Raw genomic sequence first — 18055 nt, forward strand, 5'->3', positions numbered from 1 at the left:
ATACGCCTTTACGATCTTATGTTTAAATTCAAAACTATATTTTGCCATTAAAAAAGACCCCCAGAAGTTAGATTTTAGGTCTAACTTCTGGGGGTCGGCGCACGGAACTTCGCTTTTTTATTGTGTAAATTTATTCGAAGTTGTATTGAGCTCCTTCGGAATAATTATTACCTGCATTCCATAATAGGAATTCATTTACACCATGTTCATTTAAAGCACGAATTTGATCTTCTACTTCGCGTGCGCCGTAATTTTTATAGAATCCTGAACCAAGATATGAAGCAGTGAAATCCTGAAGCCATGGTCTAGAAACTGGAGCATCTTCTCCAAGAGCACCTAACACTTCATTTTCATATTCCATATAGTTAGATACAAGTTGGTAAGGTTCTAAATCTGGTCTAGAGATACCCAGTGATCCACCCCCCCAGTGACTTGGATAGATCATTGAAGAAATCACATCTACGTTTGCTGAAATTCTAGAGAAATTCTGACCGATACCAGGTGTTTCTTCTTGAGTTGCTGCGTATCCAAAGATATCTACTGAAACATCTACATCATAACCTTGAAGTTCTTTTTTAGCGTAAGCCACAAATTCGGTAACAGCGTCTACACGTTGCTTCACGTTATCAAGATCACTTTCAGCATAATCACCACGAGAGTAAGTCAACTCTTCATCGCGGTTCTCAAAGCCTTCAGGGAAACGGACATAATCAAATTGAATATCCTTAAACCCTAGTTTAGCTGCTTGTTTAGCAACTTCAACGTTGTACTCCCAAACTTCACGTTCATAAGGGTTTACAAAACTTTCGCCACGTCCATTTTTCCATACTTCACCATTACTGTCTAAGAAAGAAAGATCAGGTCGATTTGTAGCCAGTTGCGTATCTTTGAAAACTACAATCCGAGCTATAGGATAAATTTCATTTTCTTCCATCGTTTCCATTAATTGAGTTGGATCTACTACATTTTGTGTAGATTCAGTTATCAAATCGTTGTCTGAATCTAGCTCCATCATCATACTACCGTGATCATCTTTGACATCTACAACCATTGCATTTAAAGCAGTATTGTTCAACATATCCACTAAACTATTCATTTTTTCACCAGCAGCAGAATAGCCTGTTACAAAAATCCCTTTAACACCATCTGCAGGATATTCAATATTTACTCCGCTATCATATTTGAATTGGCTTGGAAATTCCGTTGGTACTGTCAAAAGAGGATCCATTGTTACGTTCAAGTAGGTCGTTTCAATTGTTTCCGTTTCAGCAGTAATATCGTTTACATCATCTGCACCATCAGCTAATACGGTTTTTGCTGTAAGACTTAAAGTCATTAAACTAGCAGCACCTAAAGTTAATTTCTTTTTCCAGTTCATTATTCTACATCCTCACTTTCGTTTTCAACGGATTTAATGAGGGCAGGGTCTACGATTTCGTAATCCTTTTCTCTTAATCCTTCAATAATTGACGGTGTAGCTTCTAAAGTCCATTCACGGTCGTGCATCAATAAATTTGCTCCAGGAACAAGTAGGTTCGTATTGACCATAATATCTGATAATGCATCTGCATTCATATAATCCGATTCCCAATCATATCCATATGTCCAGTTCATCAACGCCATGCCTTGCTCGCGGGCAAGGTCAGCAGAGTATTCTGTATTCTGTCCAAAAGGCGCTCTGAAAAATCTTGGTCTTTCTCCAGTGATTTCTTCGACCATATCACTAGTCGTAACGATTTCTTCATACTGTTTTTCTTCACTGATGCTTGGGAGACTAGCGTGGGTTTGAGTATGATTTCCGATTTCAAATCCCATATCGTGAATCTCTTTTAGCATCTCTTTTCCTTCATCGTTTTCAAGATACATGCCGTTGACAAAAAAGATTGCATGCGCATCATGCTCTACTAAAGTTTTCGCAATATCTAGTGCATATTTATCAGGAGCATCGTCATACGTTAGTAAAGCGACTTGACTATCAGCTTCTGATCCTTCAATCGGTTGAATTGTATAAATACCGGAATTCACTTCGTATTCAAAGGTAACCGCTTCTTCTTCGGGTTCTTCCTCAACAACTTCTTCATCTTCGGATTCGGTATCAGACTCTTCCTCAACTTGTTCGTTTGTTGAGTCTGCCACATCAGTTACTTCAGTAGAAGCATTCTGGTCTTCAACTTCTGTCGCTTCGTTTTGATCTCCACAAGAGGCTAATAGGAGGGCAGAAGCTAGTAAAAAGGTATATTTAGAATTTTTCATCATTAATTTACTCCTTATTCGTTTTCAGTCATTGTGGACTGAATCATTTCTTGGACCTGTGTAATATGATCTTTTACTTCTACTAATGAATGATCCAGTTGAACTAATTCTTCTTTATTAGCTGCAGTTTGTTCATTTAATTCCGTAATGCCACTTGAGAAGGTATCATACGTTGCATCTTCGCTTCCAATAGAAGTAAAATAGTCTTCTTGAGCAGTCAGAGAAGTTTCGTAATTAGATGTAAAGCTTTCTAATTGTCCAGAAAATTCGTCAATTTTAGCGTTTAATCCACTCAGTTCTTCTTCAGAAAGACTGTCTCCGTCATAATCTGCTATAATTTCTTCTTGAGACTCGAAGTCTTCTCTTAAAGTATTAATTGTTTCGATGCGATCTCTTCTTGAAGAAATATTTTCAAAAACAGGCGCTGAACCATCGGCAAAGGTAGACATTTGATCATCTGAAGCTAATGCTTCATCAAATGTTGTTTGAAGATTCATTTCTTCTTCGCTCAAGCCATTCATCTCATCTACAATATTTCCATGTATTTGATCCATTTCACCTACAGCTGACTGTATTTCCTCAACGTTATCTCCACTACAACTTGCTAGTAGTAGTGTGGTCAGTCCTAGACCGGCTAAAGCATATGTTTTCTTAGTCATTTCATGAATCTCCTTTAAGTATATTCGTTCTTTAACCCACTAAAAAAGCGGGGCACTAAACGAGTATAACAAAAATAATCAATTCTTAAAAAGAAAATGTCATATAGATTAAGGAAGAATATCCATCACACTATGCAAACAACCCATAAAAGGTTTCATTTCGAGTGTTTTTTATGTCGTAAATAAGGTACAATTATAAAGTATTATTTATTAGAAAAGAGGTCGACATGATTATTTATTACGTGATAGCAGCGATCATAGTAGGAATAGATCAGCTGGTAAAATATCTAACCGTACAAAACATATCCTTGTATGAAACAGTAACCGCCATACCAAATATTCTTTCTTTTACCTACCACCAGAATTCGGGGGCAGCATGGAGTATCTTAGAAGGTCAAATGTGGTTCTTTATCATCGTCACGCTCATTGTGATTGGTGTGATTGGTTATTACTTACACACACAGGGACGTCAAAGCAGATTGTTTTCTTCAGCTCTAACACTATTGCTGGCAGGAGCCATTGGAAATTTGATAGATAGGGTCTTGAATCAGTATGTTGTGGATATGTTCAGACTTGAATTTGTTCAATTTCCAATTTTCAATGTAGCAGATATGTCCTTAACGTTTGGTGTTGGACTTATGATTTTATACTTGATACTAGACGAAATTAAAACCTTCAAACAAAAGAAAGCAGTTGATAAATAATGGAAGAACAGTACTCATTTACAGGTGGTCAATCTAATGACCGTCTAGACAAATATCTGGCCGAGAAATTACCTGAAGCCTCTCGGTCTCAGATTCAAGGATTAATCAAAGAAGGTAGCATAACGGTCAATGATCAACCATCAAAGGCAAATTATAAGATTCAGCCAGGAGACGAAATCGAAGTCTTTATCCCGGCTCCAGTTGAAATTAATGCTCAGCCTGAAAACATCGATATTGAGATCGTTTATGAAGATCAAGATGTTGTTGTTGTAAATAAACCTCAAGGAATGGTGGTTCATCCTTCAATAGGCCACAGTTCTGGTACATTAGTGAATGCACTTTTATACCATGTAAAAGACTTGTCTGGAATCAATGGAAAAATTCGTCCTGGAATTGTTCACCGTATTGATAAAGATACATCAGGACTATTAATGGTCGCAAAAAATGACCAAGCTCACGAGAAACTATCTGCGCAACTTAAGGACAAGAAAGCTCAAAGAGAGTATGTTGCACTTGTACATGGTACGATTCATCACGAAAAAGGGACCATTGATGCCCCTATCGGGCGTGACACAAGTAACCGTAAAAGATATGCGGTAGTTGACAATGGCAAACCATCAGTAACACACTTTGAGGTCATTGAACGTTTTGAAAAGTTTACCTTGGTAAGATTAATTCTTGAAACTGGTAGAACACACCAAATTAGAGTTCACATGCATTATATCGAACACCCTATGGCAGGTGACCCACTTTATGGTCCTCGTAAGACACTTAAAGGAAATGGACAGTTCCTTCATGCAGAAACATTAGGTTTCACACACCCGACCACAGGAAAAGAAATGCATTTCTCTACTCCAATACCTGAAATCTTTGAAGAGAATCTCGATATTTTAAGAAAACAATAAATACGTAATTTTAATGAAGGGATGATAGGATGTCTAAAACGATCACGATATTAGATGAAATGGCTATGCAGCGTGCACTCACTCGAATCTCCTATGAAATCATCGAAATGAATAAGGGGACAGAAAATCTGATTTTAGCTGGAATCAAGACAAGAGGGATTCATATTGCAAATCGAATCGCTGAAAGAATTGAACAGATTGAAGAAAAGTCGATATCCGTAGAAGAACTAGATATTACACTTTATAGAGATGACAGACATTTTCCTGATGAGGTCGGCGATCCAGAAGTGAAAGGTCAGCACTTTTCGGTATCTGTGAAAGACCAAGTCGTCGTTCTTGTAGATGATGTAATTTTTACCGGGCGTACAATCAGAGCAGCGATGGATGCTGTAATGGATCTTGGAAGACCTAAAAAAATTCTTGTGGCTTCTCTTATTGATAGAGGACATAGAGAAATTCCAATCAAAGCAGACTTCATTGGAAAAAATATTCCTACTTCTCTTAAAGAACAAGTCAAAGTTTCTGTAGAAGAAGTCGATCATAAAAATGCCGTAGAGATTATTAAACCTTAAACAAAAACATGCCTGACTTGAATTCTGGTTTATTAACCAGCATATACAAGTCAAGCATGTTTTTATTTTCTTAAAGCTTTGATAAAGTCATCAGTCGGAGTAACGTAATAAGTGGTCTGGCCTTCATAAATGACGAAGCCAGGTTTTGCACCATTCGGTTTTTTGACATGTTTAACTTGAACCGCGTCTACCGGTACAGAAGCAGATAGACGGTACTTACTGAAATAGGCTGCAATTGTTGCCGCTTCTTCCAATGTTTGTTCAGAAGGTGCATCGCTTCTAATAATTACGTGAGATCCAGGAATATCTTTTGTGTGTAACCACCAGTCTGTTTTACGAGCAATCTTCAGCGTTAACTGATCATTTTGTAGGTTGTTTTTACCAACAAGAATGGTTGTCCCATCAGTGGAAACAAATTGATCCGGTTCAGACGCCGGTTTTTTCTTGCCTTTAAGTGGTTTTCGTTTCTTTTTAATATAGCCACCACTTTGAAGTTCATCCCTGATTTCTTCAATGTCCTTAGGAGAGGCCACTTCCATTTGAGTCAGCACAGACTCTAAATAATGGATTTCTGCTTTTGTTTGAGCAATTTGTCCATTCAAATGAGCAATGGCATTTTTTAATTTTTGATATCTAGAGAAATATGCTTGCGCATTTTTAGACGGAGACTTTCTAGGGTCCAGATCAATCGTAATTTTCTGGTTTTCTTCATAGAAGTTGTCTAATTCAACCGTCTCCATGCCTTGCTGAATTTCATGCAAGTATGCTGTTAAGACTTCTCCTTTAATTCGATACTGATCTGCTTTTTGTGTCTGTTGAAATTCTTTTTCAAGTTTTACCAGTTTTTTGCGGTTCCTGTCGGTTTCCGTTTTAACAATCCCAAACAAATCATTCGCTTGCTGCTGAACTCTGTCGCGCTCTGCTTTGTTTCCAAAGTAACGGTCGGCTAGTTCACTCAACGTAGCATACGACTCTTTTTCACCTGGAAGAGAAGGATATTCTACTGCTGAAAATTGTTCTTTTCTATTATGGATGGTTAAAGTAGGGGACACTTGGTTCATCTTATACGGTGCCATGAATTTTGCGAATACAGCAGTCGGAGCATCATCAGGGTGGGCTTCAACTTGATGAGCAAGCTCTTCTGCGGAATCTTTTCCCATACCTTGAAACTTATCTTGAATCCATTTCACTTTTTCTTTAAAAGACAAAGCTTCAATTGGTAGAGTAGACTCGTAAGTGAAGGGATTCGCTTTGTCTTGTCTTGGCGCTTCAATATAAGTTCCTCCAGGAAGTAGCGAACGATAAGTGTTCTGACTAGAAGAGATATGACGAATCGTTTCATAGATTTTTTCTTCTTGTTTATTTACAAGCAGAATATTACTATGTCTACCCATAATCTCGACAATTAAAACGAGATTTTGTATGTCACCTAATTCATTACGATTACTAAAAGAGAATTCAATAACACGATCATTTTCTAATTGAATGATATCTTCTAAAATCGCACCGTCCAAATACTTTCTCATCACCATACAAAATTGTGGAGGTACAGAGGGATTTTCAAAAGGAATTTCTGTGAGTTGCATCCTAGCATATTGTGGATGAGCAGATAATAAAAGTTGTTTATTTTTTCTTCTTGAGCGAATTTTGAAAAGAATTTCATTTTCGTAGGGCTGCTGTATCTTAGCAACTCGTCCACCTATAAGTTCTTGTTTTAGTTCTTCAACCATAGCATGTGTAAATAGTCCATCAAATGACATGTTAATATGTCTCCTTTCTTCGTGAGACTCTAATCCAGTATAGCATTTATAAAGATTGAGTACCATCGAGTAATAGATAACCCTTTGCCCAAAGTGTGTCTAAATGGTATAGTTGTCTTGTACAAACACTTCGTTTTACAATGAAATCATTATAGGAAGAGAGCGATTATATGCCGCAAGAAGTTGATACAAACGAGTTGTTACTGAAACTCTCAGAATTGCAAACCTTATACAAGTTTATGACTCAGGAACTTTTAAGCGAGCATCAACTTTCTGCTTCCGCTTTGAATTTAATTGATATTTTAGGAGAAGAAAAAGCCACATTAAAATCTATAACTGAAAAAAGTCAGTTGGATAAATCGACCATCAGTAGACAGATGAATAATTTAGTCAAAAAAGAACTCGTCATTAAAACTTCCGGAGAAGATAAACGATATGCCTATTTTGCCTTAGCAGAAGATGCTAAAAGTATTTATTCCACATACAATCAGACTTTTAAAGAGCAGTTTTCAGGAATGCTAGCGGGCTGGACTGAAGAAGAGAAACATCTTTTATCGGTTTTATTAGGTAGATTAAATAGAAGTATGACAAATGGTCTTAAAAATAGTAAGATGATCTAAATGTCTTACTAATAGAAAAGAGGAAAACCAATGCCATTAGGTAGAAAAAAATCTAATCCACATAGAATAGCTATTTTGGGTATCTTGACAGCCATTATACTCATTCAAAATTTTGTGCCTTTTTTAGGAAATATTCCCATCCCCCCCCTAAATCCGACTATTATTCATATTACCGTCATTGTAGCAACGTTAGTGCTCGGAACTAAAGACGGTATGATTATTGGGGGGGGTTGGGGGCTCACTAGAATGCTTCGTGCTTATACAGTCCCTGCAACACCTTTAGATTTATGGTTGTGGACAAATCCAATGATTGCATTACTTCCTCGAATATTGATCGGTCTTTTTACGGGGTTAACGTTTAACCTAATGAAGAAATATATTCCAACTAAAAATAAACTATCTATGTCAATTGCTTCGATTGCGGGAGCGTTCACAAATACTATTTTTGTTTTATTATTCATTTATCTTTTCTACGGTGAGCGTTATGCCGAAGCAACCAGTGTTGATTTCAGTAATCTAGCCAATGTCTTACTCGTTATTGTGGGAACAAGCGGTGTTGCTGAAGCTATTCTAGCTGGGATAGTGGCACCACTTGTAGCAGCACCCTTAAAAAAATTGCGTCATTAATCACCTTTATTCTAACCCCTGTAAGGACTCGTCGAGTCTTTATGGGGGTTTTAACAATACAAGCGTTTTATTATAACTTAAGTTACGAACATGCTAAATTATAGAGGTAATTAACTTTGAAAAAAGGAGAATGCTTAATGCGCGCAGTAACTTATCAAGGTAAAGAAAAAATGACGGTGACAACTGTACCTGATCCAAGAATCCAAGAACCGACGGATGCGATTATTCGTGTAACAGCAACAGCTATATGTGGATCCGATCTACACCTTTATCACAATGGTAATATGATCTTAAACGATGACTATGTGGTTGGACATGAGCCAATGGGTATTGTAGAAGAAGTAGGACCAGATGTAAAAAATTTAAAGGTAGGCGACAGAATCGTTGTTCCATTTAATGTGAGTTGTGGTCATTGTCATTTTTGCGAAAATGACATGGAAAGCCAATGCGATGAATCCAATCGTAATCCTGAAATAGATTATGGCGGTTTATTTGGATTTGGTAAATTAAACGGAGATTATCCAGGTGGGCAAGCAGAGTTTTTACGCGTTCCTTATGCTGATCACTCATCATTCAAAGTACCTGACAATCATATAGCAGATGAAAAAGTTCTATTTCTTTCAGATATTGTACCAACAGCTTTTTGGAGTGTGGAACATGCCGGAGTTAAACCAGGAGATACGGTGATTGTTCTTGGATCAGGTCCGGTTGGATTACTGGCACAACGCTTTGCTAAAATGAAAGGTGCAAAACGAGTGATCGCTGTAGATAGAGTAAAACATCGTTTAGAATATTCAGCTAAAAAAATTGGTGTTGAAACACTTAACTTTGAAGAAGTCGATATACCAGGAATGGCCTTAAAAGATATGACACACGGTGGAGCGGATGTAGTCATTGATTGCGTTGGAATGGATGGAAAACAACGTAAATTAGAAAAAGTCACAAATTTGATTACACCTCAAATGGGAACGACTAGTCCGATCGAGATGGCCAGTATGGCTGTGAAAAAATTTGGAACAATCATGTTGACTGGTGTTTACTTGACACCTGCTGCTAATTTCCCCATTAATCATATTTTCGCTAGAAACGTTACACTGAAATCTGGACAAACGCCAGTTCCGCATCTAATGCCCAAACTGTATGAAATGATTAAGAACAATGAATTTGATCCAAGTGATATCATCACGCATACGATGCCTTTAGAAGATGCAGCAAAAGGTTATGAAATATTTGATAAAAAAGAAGACAATAACATTAAAGTCGTTTTAAAACCTTAATCTTTAATCGCTGTTATAGAAGATACCTTCAAGTAGATCAAACCTTCTTGAAGGTGTCTTTTTGTTGTAAGCTTGTTACGTTATTTACTCAGTTTTGAAATCTCGATATGATAAACTAGTAGTCACAGACGGAATGTACTAAAAGGAGAGACTCAATTATGAAAAATAATCGTTCAAACAAATCAAGAGTTGAAAGAAAGACAAGAACAGACGGAAAAGAGCAACCGAAAAACTCTTATGATAAGTACTACTATATCGTCGTTGCAGTATTACTAGTCATCCTAATTGCTATCATTGCTTATATATTTTTCATTCCTAGAAACGGAGACAGTAACTTAGCGGATCCACCGCAAACAAACCCTGAGCTCGTCTCAGATAACAATGATGAATCCGGAGAAGAAGTAGAAGAACCGACAGACTCAGAAGAAATAGAAGATCCTAATACGGATTCTGAGCAACCAGAACAAGATAGCGAAGAAGTCACAGAAGAAGATTCTGACACAGCAGATGTCGAAGAAGTAGAGTCAGATGATCCTCTCGTAGAAGAAGCTTCTACAGGAAATTGGTCTCCTATAGGTACAAGCCAAACCGGAGAACATACAACTGACTTTAGTACAGGGTCTCAAGACCGTGCGGAAATCAGTGAAGCTGTCAGATCCGTTACAAGTTTATCTGCTGGTAATATGACTGAATGGTGGGTTGGAGGAAACGGTCCAAGCCAAGTAACCGTTACGGCATCTACAAATGATCAATCAGAAGTTTATAGAGTCTTTCTTCAATTTGTTGAAGAAGAAGGATGGCAACCGACTAGAGTAGAAAAATTGACTGCCGTACCTTCAGAATATCAATAGCATTAAAAATTAAACGGTATCTTTAGCTCCGATATGAGCTGAGGATACCGTTCATTTGTATATTGGTTTTAATTCGTTGTCTTTCCGCTTTTTTCAAAGTTCATGTTAAACTATTATGAGAGCACTTATCAGTAGGAGGTAGTGTATGAAGTTACCAAACGATAGAATTAATGTAATACAAGAAATTTTAGATAAGACAGAAAAAGAAATTGAAAATATGAATCCTGTCAATATACTGATTGCAGGTAAAACAGGAGTGGGTAAAAGTACACTTATTAACAATATTTTCAGAGAAAAACTAGCTGATACGGGAATAGGGAAACCTGTAACCAAACATCTTAGAAAAATTTCGAAAAATGGTATCCCGATTGTTTTATACGATACACGTGGCTTAGAACTCGAACAGACCATTCAGCAGCGTGTTAAGAAAGAGATGCTTAATTTAATCAATCAAAATAAACACTCCAAAGAAGCGATTCATGTTGTTTATTATTGTATTCAAGCGACTTCTTCTCGTATTGAAGATATGGAACTGGAATTAATCAAGGACATCTCAGAAAATATTCCGGTTATTCTTGTACTCACTCAAGCTCTAGGGCAGCCAGCTGAAGACTTCAAGCGATATCTTGAAAACATGAATTTACCTGTTGCCGGTATTCAAACCGTTATGTCTGAACCTTATGTGATTTCAGATGACTATACAATTCCAGCATTCGGTTTAAAAGAACTCGTCAGTAAATCACTTGAAGTTATTCCCGAAGATGCACAAAAGGCTTTTACGAACGCCCAGCAAGCAGACATTGAACGTAAAGCAAAAAATGCTAGACGCTGGGCTACTCGATATGTTGCATCTAGTTTTGGAATTGGATTTATTCCTATTCCCTTTTCAGATGCCTCAGTACTTGTGCCAATGCAGATTACTCTATTGGCACATATTACAGCCATTTTTGGGATTTCATTGGATAAGTCTTCTATCGTCTCAATCATTGCTGCAGTTGGTGGAACTGGTTCAGCCACGTTCTTAGGTAAATCAATCGTTGCAAATGCGTTAAAGTTCATTCCAGGAGCGGGTACCGTAATCGGAGGCGTCATTAGCGGAACAACCGCTTCTATCGTTACAAGTGCTTTAGCTGCGAGTTATATTGAAGTTCTGAGTGTAATGGCCTTTAAAGAAATGAATGGCGAAACAGTCAATCTTTCATTTATAGAAAACCTTATGCGTAAGCAATTCAAGAAAAATATTCATATGAAAGGTAAGAAGATCAATAAGAAAGAGCTAGAATTTGATCGTAATACCGATTCTTCTGATTATGAGCATTTACTGAACATCGATGAAGATCAAAAGATTCCTTTTTATAAAAAAGTCGTCCCTACAATAAAAAATACCGTCCAAAGATTTTCTAAAAAAAATAAAAATTAAAGGTATCTGTTTTCAGATGCCTTTTTTTATTAGATCTACTTTGTTTCTAATTGTGATTTCTTCCTTTTAAATGCTACAATCGAATCAGATGAAACCGTTATACACACTTTTAAAGTCAGCAAAGTGAAGGAGGTCTTTAAATTTGAGCAGTAAACTCAAAAAGTCTTTTCAAGAAGTGATTCAAAACAAAGAAATTATTGCCATCCTGACGTTTATATGGGTGATCTTATTTGAGTCTTTTTCTATTCTTACGATAAGTTCAGGCATAATTGTATCTTCTTTCATTATCCTTTTCACTGATCAGTTTCTTTTAAAGGGTAATTATGAATTCGATTATTTGATTGGTTTAGGAACATTGATTCATTTTATATTACAACTCATTCTGGAAATCTTTATAGCAGGCATGCGGGTTATTCCAAACATACTGAAAGGTCAAGGAGAAGCACAGATTATTACCTGTAAGACGATTCTAAAAGAAGAACTACTCATTGATCTTCTTGCTAATGCCATCACCTTGACGCCTGGCACTGTTACGATAGATAAAAAAGACAATGCCTTAAGAATTTTAGTATTGAATCCTCCTAAAAAAGATGAGGATCTAAGAAGCATTATTCCACTTGAAATTGAACAAATACTAATGAAGTATGAAAAAAAAGCTTCTCAAAAGAAAACCAGTTCAAATAACAAGAAAGGAGAATCCAATGACATTTGATACAGTTATTATGCTAATCGTTCTATTATTATCCATTGTAGGACTGATTCGTGTATTGATCGGTCCTACGATTTGGGACAGAATGCTTGGCTTTTCAGTGTTTTCGTCAAAAATCATCATCATGGCTGTACTCATTGGGGTAATCATTCGTCGTACATATATTATAGATGTCGCTATCATCTATGGCGTTTTAGGCTTCATCGGGACAATTATGATTGCGAGGACGATAGAGAGAAGAGGGGATATATAGTGGGTATCGTACTTGAATGGTTTGGGAATACTCTGATGGTCATTGGTGTCATTTTCATGGCTTTAGGAGTATTTGGAATTTATAGATTTAACGATTTCTTTTTAAGAATACTGATTACAGCAAAAGTGGATACGGTTGGTTTCATAACAGTTATGTTTGGTTTGATGGTTAAAAATGGGTTCAGCATCTTTAGTGGAAAAATCCTTGTAGTACTCGTCATGTATTTGATAACGAATCCCTTGGCCACACATGCCGTTACTCGTTCTGCTCATTTGAGTGGTTATAAAACAAAGAAAGAGAGAATGTAAATGATTGAATCTATATTAATGTGCATACTACTAGTTTTAGCTTGTATATCTGTACTCTCAGATAACTTGAGAAGATCCATCGTATTTCTAGGCGCCTTTTCCTTGACGATGGCTTTGACTTATCTCTATTACAATGCACCAGATGTAGCATTGGCAGAGGCGGCCATAGGAGTCGGTTTATCCACCATTATGTACTTGGTAGCCCTCAAGAAAATTGCTGTCTATTCCATTATTTACGTCGACGATCATGCTGACCAAATAAACGACGATCAGATCACAGGGATCTCAAATACTATCATTAAACCTTTAGAACTTTTTCTTGAAAGAACAGAAGAAATCGAACCACAGATTGCTTATTCTAACCATTCTCTTGAGTCCATTATAGAAGAAGATCTCCATGACTTTATTATCTATAAAAAAGATCATCTGACCTATTTTTATGGAAAAACATCAGACCTTATTTTTCAAGATATCATTGCCAATATGGATGAAACCATTGATAACATAGAAGAAATCAGAGTCGTTTTCAGAGACGAGGTGCTCTCAGATGATGCAATCGAATAAAAAACTTCGCATAGTTAGAATTCTTTTTGCTTTAGTCGGTGCTGTGGTCGTTATTTTTACGTTTTCCAGTTACTCCGTGAAGCTCGATACACCGTTAATGGATTATTTAACAGCTGATTTTTATGCTCAAACAGGCGCACAAAATGCTGTCGGAGCAATTTATTTGAATTATAGAGTATTTGATACACTTTTCGAAGCATTGATGCTTGTAGTATCTGTAATCGAAGTCATTAATGTCTCTTGGTCAAACATTCATACAGAGAAATATCAGTATGAAGAAAATAATCTTCAAAAGAAAAATAACTCAGAAATTATTACACGCATGATGGGTATAATTTATCCATTTGTACTATTGATTGGTTTATATACGATTATAAATGGTCATGTTTCTCCAGGTGGAGGATTTCAGGGAGGGGCGATTTTAGCTACTGCGTTAATTACTCGTTATCTAGTGTACCCCAATTTTGATTTGAACTTAGACATACTTGAACGACTAGAGAAGCTTTTGTTCTTTTGTATTCTTTTACTACCTATCTTATACATTTTTATGGAATTAGGGCCATCTGATAGTATCTTGATGGACCAAATTTATCTAATAACATTGAATTTACTAATAGGATTTAAAGTTTTTTCTGGATTAAGTATTATATTTTACAGATTTGTTTTTTACGAAAACCAATAATAGCTTGTTTATAGAACAGAATCTTGCTAAAGAAAGAAGTTGAACAATTTGGAGTTTATCAACGGAGAGATTGTCGGTATCTTATTATTTTTTATAGGCTTATATGGACTGATGACAAAAAAATCTATCGCAAAAACCATTATGTCCATGTCGATCATGGAATCAGGTGTCTTTTTGTTTTTCATCACCATTAATTATTCAACCAATAGTGTTCCTCCAATTGGTCAGGCCCAAGAAGCTTCTTTTGCGGATCCTGTTCCTTCAGCACTCATGATAACAGCGATTGTTATTGGTATCGGTGTTACGGCGATCGGCTTAACCATGTTTATGCATTATAAGCAAAAACACGGGATCACGCATTGGACTAGAAAACGAGCGCAGCAAGGAAGTGACCATTGATGTTATATAGTTTAGTATTAGCACCGATTATCTGCGGGTTAATGGCTTATGTAGTCAACAGAAAAATCGCTACAGTATTGTTACTCGTATTTCAGTTCCTTTTTGGGCTTTATACATTCTACGTATTTTTCACAGTGAATAGCTCTGGGGCTTTACTGTGGAACGCTGGTGGCTATCCAGATGGCATAGCACTCAGTCTCTATGCTGATCCAATCTCTAGTGTAATGGTTTTGTTTACAGCTGTTTTTTACTTTGCCTTTCTAGTCTATGCCATCAGACAAACGTATTTTAAACCGTTATTTTATTTTATGTTTATGGTATTAGAGGGCTTAATGATGGGATTGTTCCTTTCCAGTGACTTGTTCAATATTTTTGTATTTTTGGAAGTTTCAACCGTTGTCGTTTCTATACTGATTATGATCAATAAAGAAAAACAGGCAATCTATGATGGTATGATATACTTTTTTGTCAATGTAATCGGAACAGCCTTTTTACTATTTGGCATCGCCATGATTTATAGAACTTTTGGTATGCTAGATATTCGAATGATCCAAGAAGCGATGAGTCAAATCGAAGATCCTAAATCAATCATTTTACCTTACGCTTTTATGATGACGACGGTATCGCTAAAGACAGCCGTGACCCCATTATTCAGCTGGCTTCCAAAAGCGCACGGGACACCGAGTGCGCCACCTGTTGTTTCAGCTATTCTATCTGGTCTTTACATAAAAAGCGGCGTCTATTTGTTTATTCGCTTTTCAAATATGTATGCTTCAGCTATCGATATGCATGAATTCTTTTTCTGGATCGGTTTTATTACGTCAACGGTCGGATTTGTGATGGCACTAGGGCAACATGATATTAAATTAATTCTCGCTTATCACACGGTTTCTCAAGTTGGATTGATTATGATGGGTCTGAACATGGCTTCCGAGATCGCATTTTGGGGAGCGGTTTATCATATCTTCAATCATGCTATATTTAAATCGACCTTATTTTTAACTGCTGGGTTGATTTATGATGAATACGATACCCGAGATGTCTATCAGATCAGAGGGTTGTTCAAACGAATGCCTCTGGTCGCTATCGCTACGGCTTTAGCCATGTTAGGTATTACTGGAGCCCCATTTTTTAATGGTAGTATTTCAAAATATATGATTGCTCACGGTACGTATGATTACTCGACAACGATTCTACTGAATATTGTCAATCTAGGAACGACCATGTCTTTTATTAAGTATGCTACGATGCTGTTCGGTAAAAACCCTAAAGAGGGGCGTGCAAAAATCGATATTTTTGCTTTATCCGCCTCTTTATTTATGGGTGTTGCATCATTAATAACAGGCATATTCGGAGAACGTCTGTCTGAATTCCTCTTTAATTTTGAAGTCCATGTCAATCCTGAAGAGTACATTCAAAAAGGAATTGTTTATGTTTTAATGATCATTGCCGGTATCGGATTTTATAATGGAATTATCAAGCACGGAGGTATCCTAACGAGAATTGGTCATCTTGAATTGACCTTTAATGCGACGATAACCGCTATGGTCGGTTATTTCATCTTACTCGTTGCATACTTAAACTTTCTATACTAAATTAACATAGGGTCTGCTACTAAGCGTTACTCTAGTAGTGGGCTTTTTACGGCAAACATACTTTTTAAGTAAGATATGTTCTTTCTTGTACTGAAACAATAAAGTTCCTCTTCTAAACGGAACTTAATCACGTGGAAATGAAAGCGTTCTTATATTATGATAACATTATCAAGAAAAACAAAAGGAAAGGAGGAAGAAAATATGAAAAAAATATTACTAGCTTGTTCTTCAGGAATGTCTACTAGTTTACTTGTAACAAAAATGGAGGAAGAAGCAGCAAAACGTGGAGAAGAAGTCAAAATCTGGGCAGTTGCTCAAGATAAAGCTGAACACGACATGGAAGAAGCAGATGTATTACTGATTGGACCGCAAATGCGTTTTATGAAAAAGAAATTTGCGGTTACTGCTGAAAAAGTAGGAATTCCATTGGACGTTATTGATCCAGTAGCATATGGCAGAGTTGATGGCGTAGCTGTATTAAACAAAGCTTTCGATTTAATCGAACAAGGATAATGATAGAAACAGGAGGAACAACATGAATAAATTTATGAGCGTATTAGAAGATATTCTTTTACCCATTGCTGATAAGCTGAACAATAACCGTTACTTAACAGCTTTACGTAACGGTTTTATGGTAGCGTTACCGCTGATTATTTTCGGATCGATTTTCGTTGTTATTGCTAACTTACCGTTCTTAGACAGACTCATTGGCGAAGAAGCTTACGCAACTTACCAAAATGCATTAGGACCAGCATCAGCTGCAACATTGAGTATAATGGGTCTATTCGTTATTATCGGTATTGGTTTCAAAATGGTTGAACAACGTGGAGGAGAATCCATTTACGGTGGAGTTGTTGCTTTAGCATCATTCTTAGTACTGACACCTCAAATTTTAGAAGAAACAACTGGCGTTATTCCAACTTCTGCATTAGGAGCAGAAGGCATGTTTTTAGGTATTTTCACAGCATTCATTTCCGCTGAATTATATCAATTATTTGTTCGTAAAAATCTTACGATTAAAATGCCAGCTGGTGTTCCAGATGCGGTTTCAAGATCATTCAGTGCCTTGATTCCCATTACATTAACTTTATCAGTATTTTTACTCATTCGTGTCGCTTTTAGTTTCACAGCGTTTGAAACGGTTCAGAACTTCATATATACTTTAATTCAACAACCGCTTACAGCACTAGGTAGTGGCTTACCCGCAACCATTATTGCTGTACTATTGATCCAAGTATTCTGGTTCTTTGGATTACATGGACAAATCATTATTAACTCTGTATTTGATCCAATTTGGTATTCATTAAATGAACAAAACCTTTCTGCATTCCAATCAGGTGAAGAATTACCAAATATTGTAACAAAACAATTTATGGATACGTTTATTGTAGGTATTGGTGGTTCAGGTATGACTTTAGCTGTAATTGCTGCGATCTTTGTAGTGACGAAAAGCCGTCAACTTCGTGAACTAGGTAAACTAGGTGGACCTGCTGGAATCTTTAATGTTAATGAACCGGTTATTTTCGGTCTTCCAATCATTATGAATCCACTAGTCATTATCCCTTGGTTACTTGCACCAGTCATTGTAGCAATCGTCACATATTTTGCTATGGATCTAGGCTTTGCGCCTAGACCAGCCGGGTTGATTGTTCCCTGGACAACTCCAGCCTTGCTGAGTGGATACTTGGCTACAGGGAATAACATTATGGGAGCTGTTATGCAGTTGATCAATATGGCTATCGTATTCGTAATCTGGTTACCTTTCCTTAAAGTGTTAGATAACCAATATTACCGCGAAGAACAAAGTGTTCAAGCTACTGCGTAATGAATAGTTTAATAGAAAATTGCATAAAGGAAAACGGATGTCTCTGACATTCGCTTTCCTTTTAGTTTTATG

21 protein-coding genes are annotated in these 18055 nt (G+C 36.8%); 17 read left to right on the plus strand and 4 right to left on the minus strand.

Features of this window, described 5'->3' with window-relative positions; all coding sequences use genetic code 11:
• Window positions 1–130: 130 nt before the first annotated feature.
• From ACFP65_RS05530 to ACFP65_RS05540, 3 genes are read right to left on the minus strand one after another with little or no spacing between them, the layout of a single operon-like run.
• The gene (locus ACFP65_RS05530) at window positions 131–1378 is read right to left on the minus strand and encodes a putative glycoside hydrolase (RefSeq protein ID WP_379916684.1); all 1248 of its coding nucleotides are present in this window, start codon (window positions 1376–1378) and stop codon (window positions 131–133) included.
• Window positions 1378–2253 (minus strand): polysaccharide deacetylase family protein, encoded by an 876-nt coding sequence (locus ACFP65_RS05535; RefSeq protein WP_379916686.1) that lies wholly within the window; start codon window positions 2251–2253, stop codon window positions 1378–1380. The genes ACFP65_RS05530 and ACFP65_RS05535 overlap by 1 nt, the downstream gene beginning before the upstream one ends.
• 14 nt (window positions 2254–2267) lie before the next feature.
• Window positions 2268–2912, minus strand: a complete 645-nt coding sequence (locus ACFP65_RS05540) for a YkyA family protein (protein WP_379916688.1) — start codon at window positions 2910–2912, stop codon at window positions 2268–2270.
• Window positions 2913–3139: 227 nt separating this feature from the next.
• Here ACFP65_RS05540 and lspA point away from each other — a divergent pair, with 227 nt between their 5' ends.
• From lspA to pyrR, 3 genes are read left to right on the plus strand one after another with little or no spacing between them, the layout of a single operon-like run.
• Window positions 3140–3616: a signal peptidase II gene (gene lspA / locus ACFP65_RS05545; RefSeq protein ID WP_379916690.1), complete on the plus strand. Its 477-nt coding sequence runs from the start codon at window positions 3140–3142 to the stop codon at window positions 3614–3616.
• Window positions 3616–4521, plus strand: a complete 906-nt coding sequence (locus ACFP65_RS05550; RefSeq protein ID WP_379916692.1) for an RluA family pseudouridine synthase — start codon at window positions 3616–3618, stop codon at window positions 4519–4521. Before lspA ends, ACFP65_RS05550 begins: the two co-directional genes overlap by 1 nt.
• 29 nt (window positions 4522–4550) lie before the next feature.
• Complete coding sequence (pyrR, locus tag ACFP65_RS05555; RefSeq protein WP_379916694.1) at window positions 4551–5093, plus strand: bifunctional pyr operon transcriptional regulator/uracil phosphoribosyltransferase PyrR; 543 nt, start codon at window positions 4551–4553, stop codon at window positions 5091–5093.
• 62 nt (window positions 5094–5155) lie between these two features.
• Here the strand turns inward: pyrR and ACFP65_RS05560 are convergent, their stop codons facing one another.
• Complete coding sequence (locus tag ACFP65_RS05560; protein WP_379916696.1) at window positions 5156–6853, minus strand: NFACT RNA binding domain-containing protein; 1698 nt, start codon at window positions 6851–6853, stop codon at window positions 5156–5158.
• A 170-nt stretch (window positions 6854–7023) separates the two neighbouring features.
• Here ACFP65_RS05560 and ACFP65_RS05565 point away from each other — a divergent pair, with 170 nt between their 5' ends.
• The 14 genes from ACFP65_RS05565 (at window position 7024) to celB (ending at window position 17983) form a co-directional block, all read left to right on the plus strand.
• Window positions 7024–7473, plus strand: coding sequence for a MarR family winged helix-turn-helix transcriptional regulator (locus tag ACFP65_RS05565; protein WP_379916698.1), 450 nt, complete (start codon window positions 7024–7026; stop codon window positions 7471–7473).
• A 30-nt stretch (window positions 7474–7503) separates the two neighbouring features.
• On the plus strand, window positions 7504–8100 hold the full coding sequence (locus ACFP65_RS05570) for an ECF transporter S component (RefSeq protein WP_379916700.1): 597 nt from the start codon (window positions 7504–7506) through the stop codon (window positions 8098–8100).
• Window positions 8101–8237: 137 nt separating this feature from the next.
• Entirely contained in the window at window positions 8238–9377 is a 1140-nt protein-coding gene (locus ACFP65_RS05575) for a zinc-dependent alcohol dehydrogenase (protein WP_379916702.1), read from the plus strand.
• Between the two features lie 158 nt (window positions 9378–9535).
• Complete coding sequence (locus ACFP65_RS05580) at window positions 9536–10228, plus strand: YrrS family protein (protein ID WP_379916704.1); 693 nt, start codon at window positions 9536–9538, stop codon at window positions 10226–10228.
• A gap of 145 nt (window positions 10229–10373) precedes the next feature.
• Window positions 10374–11648, plus strand: coding sequence for a YcjF family protein (locus ACFP65_RS05585; protein ID WP_379916706.1), 1275 nt, complete (start codon window positions 10374–10376; stop codon window positions 11646–11648).
• A gap of 142 nt (window positions 11649–11790) precedes the next feature.
• Entirely contained in the window at window positions 11791–12360 is a 570-nt protein-coding gene (locus ACFP65_RS05590) for a Na+/H+ antiporter subunit E (RefSeq protein WP_379916708.1), read from the plus strand.
• Window positions 12350–12610 carry a monovalent cation/H+ antiporter complex subunit F gene (locus ACFP65_RS05595; protein WP_379916710.1) on the plus strand — a complete coding sequence of 87 codons (261 nt, stop codon included), beginning with the start codon at window positions 12350–12352 and terminating at the stop codon, window positions 12608–12610. Before ACFP65_RS05590 ends, ACFP65_RS05595 begins: the two co-directional genes overlap by 11 nt.
• A complete protein-coding gene (gene mnhG / locus ACFP65_RS05600) occupies window positions 12610–12918 on the plus strand; it encodes a monovalent cation/H(+) antiporter subunit G (protein ID WP_379916712.1) in 309 nt (102 codons plus the stop codon). The genes ACFP65_RS05595 and mnhG overlap by 1 nt, the downstream gene beginning before the upstream one ends.
• Window positions 12919–13482: a Na(+)/H(+) antiporter subunit B gene (locus ACFP65_RS05605; RefSeq protein ID WP_379916714.1), complete on the plus strand. Its 564-nt coding sequence runs from the start codon at window positions 12919–12921 to the stop codon at window positions 13480–13482. It begins immediately after the preceding gene.
• A complete protein-coding gene (locus ACFP65_RS05610) occupies window positions 13466–14164 on the plus strand; it encodes an MnhB domain-containing protein (RefSeq protein WP_379916716.1) in 699 nt (232 codons plus the stop codon). Before ACFP65_RS05605 ends, ACFP65_RS05610 begins: the two co-directional genes overlap by 17 nt.
• A gap of 48 nt (window positions 14165–14212) precedes the next feature.
• A complete protein-coding gene (locus ACFP65_RS05615) occupies window positions 14213–14563 on the plus strand; it encodes a sodium:proton antiporter (RefSeq protein WP_225743999.1) in 351 nt (116 codons plus the stop codon).
• The gene (locus ACFP65_RS05620; protein WP_379916718.1) at window positions 14563–16158 is read left to right on the plus strand and encodes a complex I subunit 5 family protein; all 1596 of its coding nucleotides are present in this window, start codon (window positions 14563–14565) and stop codon (window positions 16156–16158) included. Before ACFP65_RS05615 ends, ACFP65_RS05620 begins: the two co-directional genes overlap by 1 nt.
• A 201-nt stretch (window positions 16159–16359) precedes the next feature.
• On the plus strand, window positions 16360–16671 hold the full coding sequence (locus ACFP65_RS05625) for a PTS sugar transporter subunit IIB (RefSeq protein WP_379916720.1): 312 nt from the start codon (window positions 16360–16362) through the stop codon (window positions 16669–16671).
• 22 nt (window positions 16672–16693) lie between these two features.
• A complete protein-coding gene (gene celB, locus ACFP65_RS05630; protein ID WP_379916722.1) occupies window positions 16694–17983 on the plus strand; it encodes a PTS cellobiose transporter subunit IIC in 1290 nt (429 codons plus the stop codon).
• Window positions 17984–18055 lie beyond the last annotated feature (72 nt).

It is taken from the genome of Marinilactibacillus sp. GCM10026970 (assembly GCF_042660675.1).
Taxonomy (GTDB): Bacteria; Bacillota; Bacilli; order Lactobacillales; family Carnobacteriaceae_A; genus Marinilactibacillus.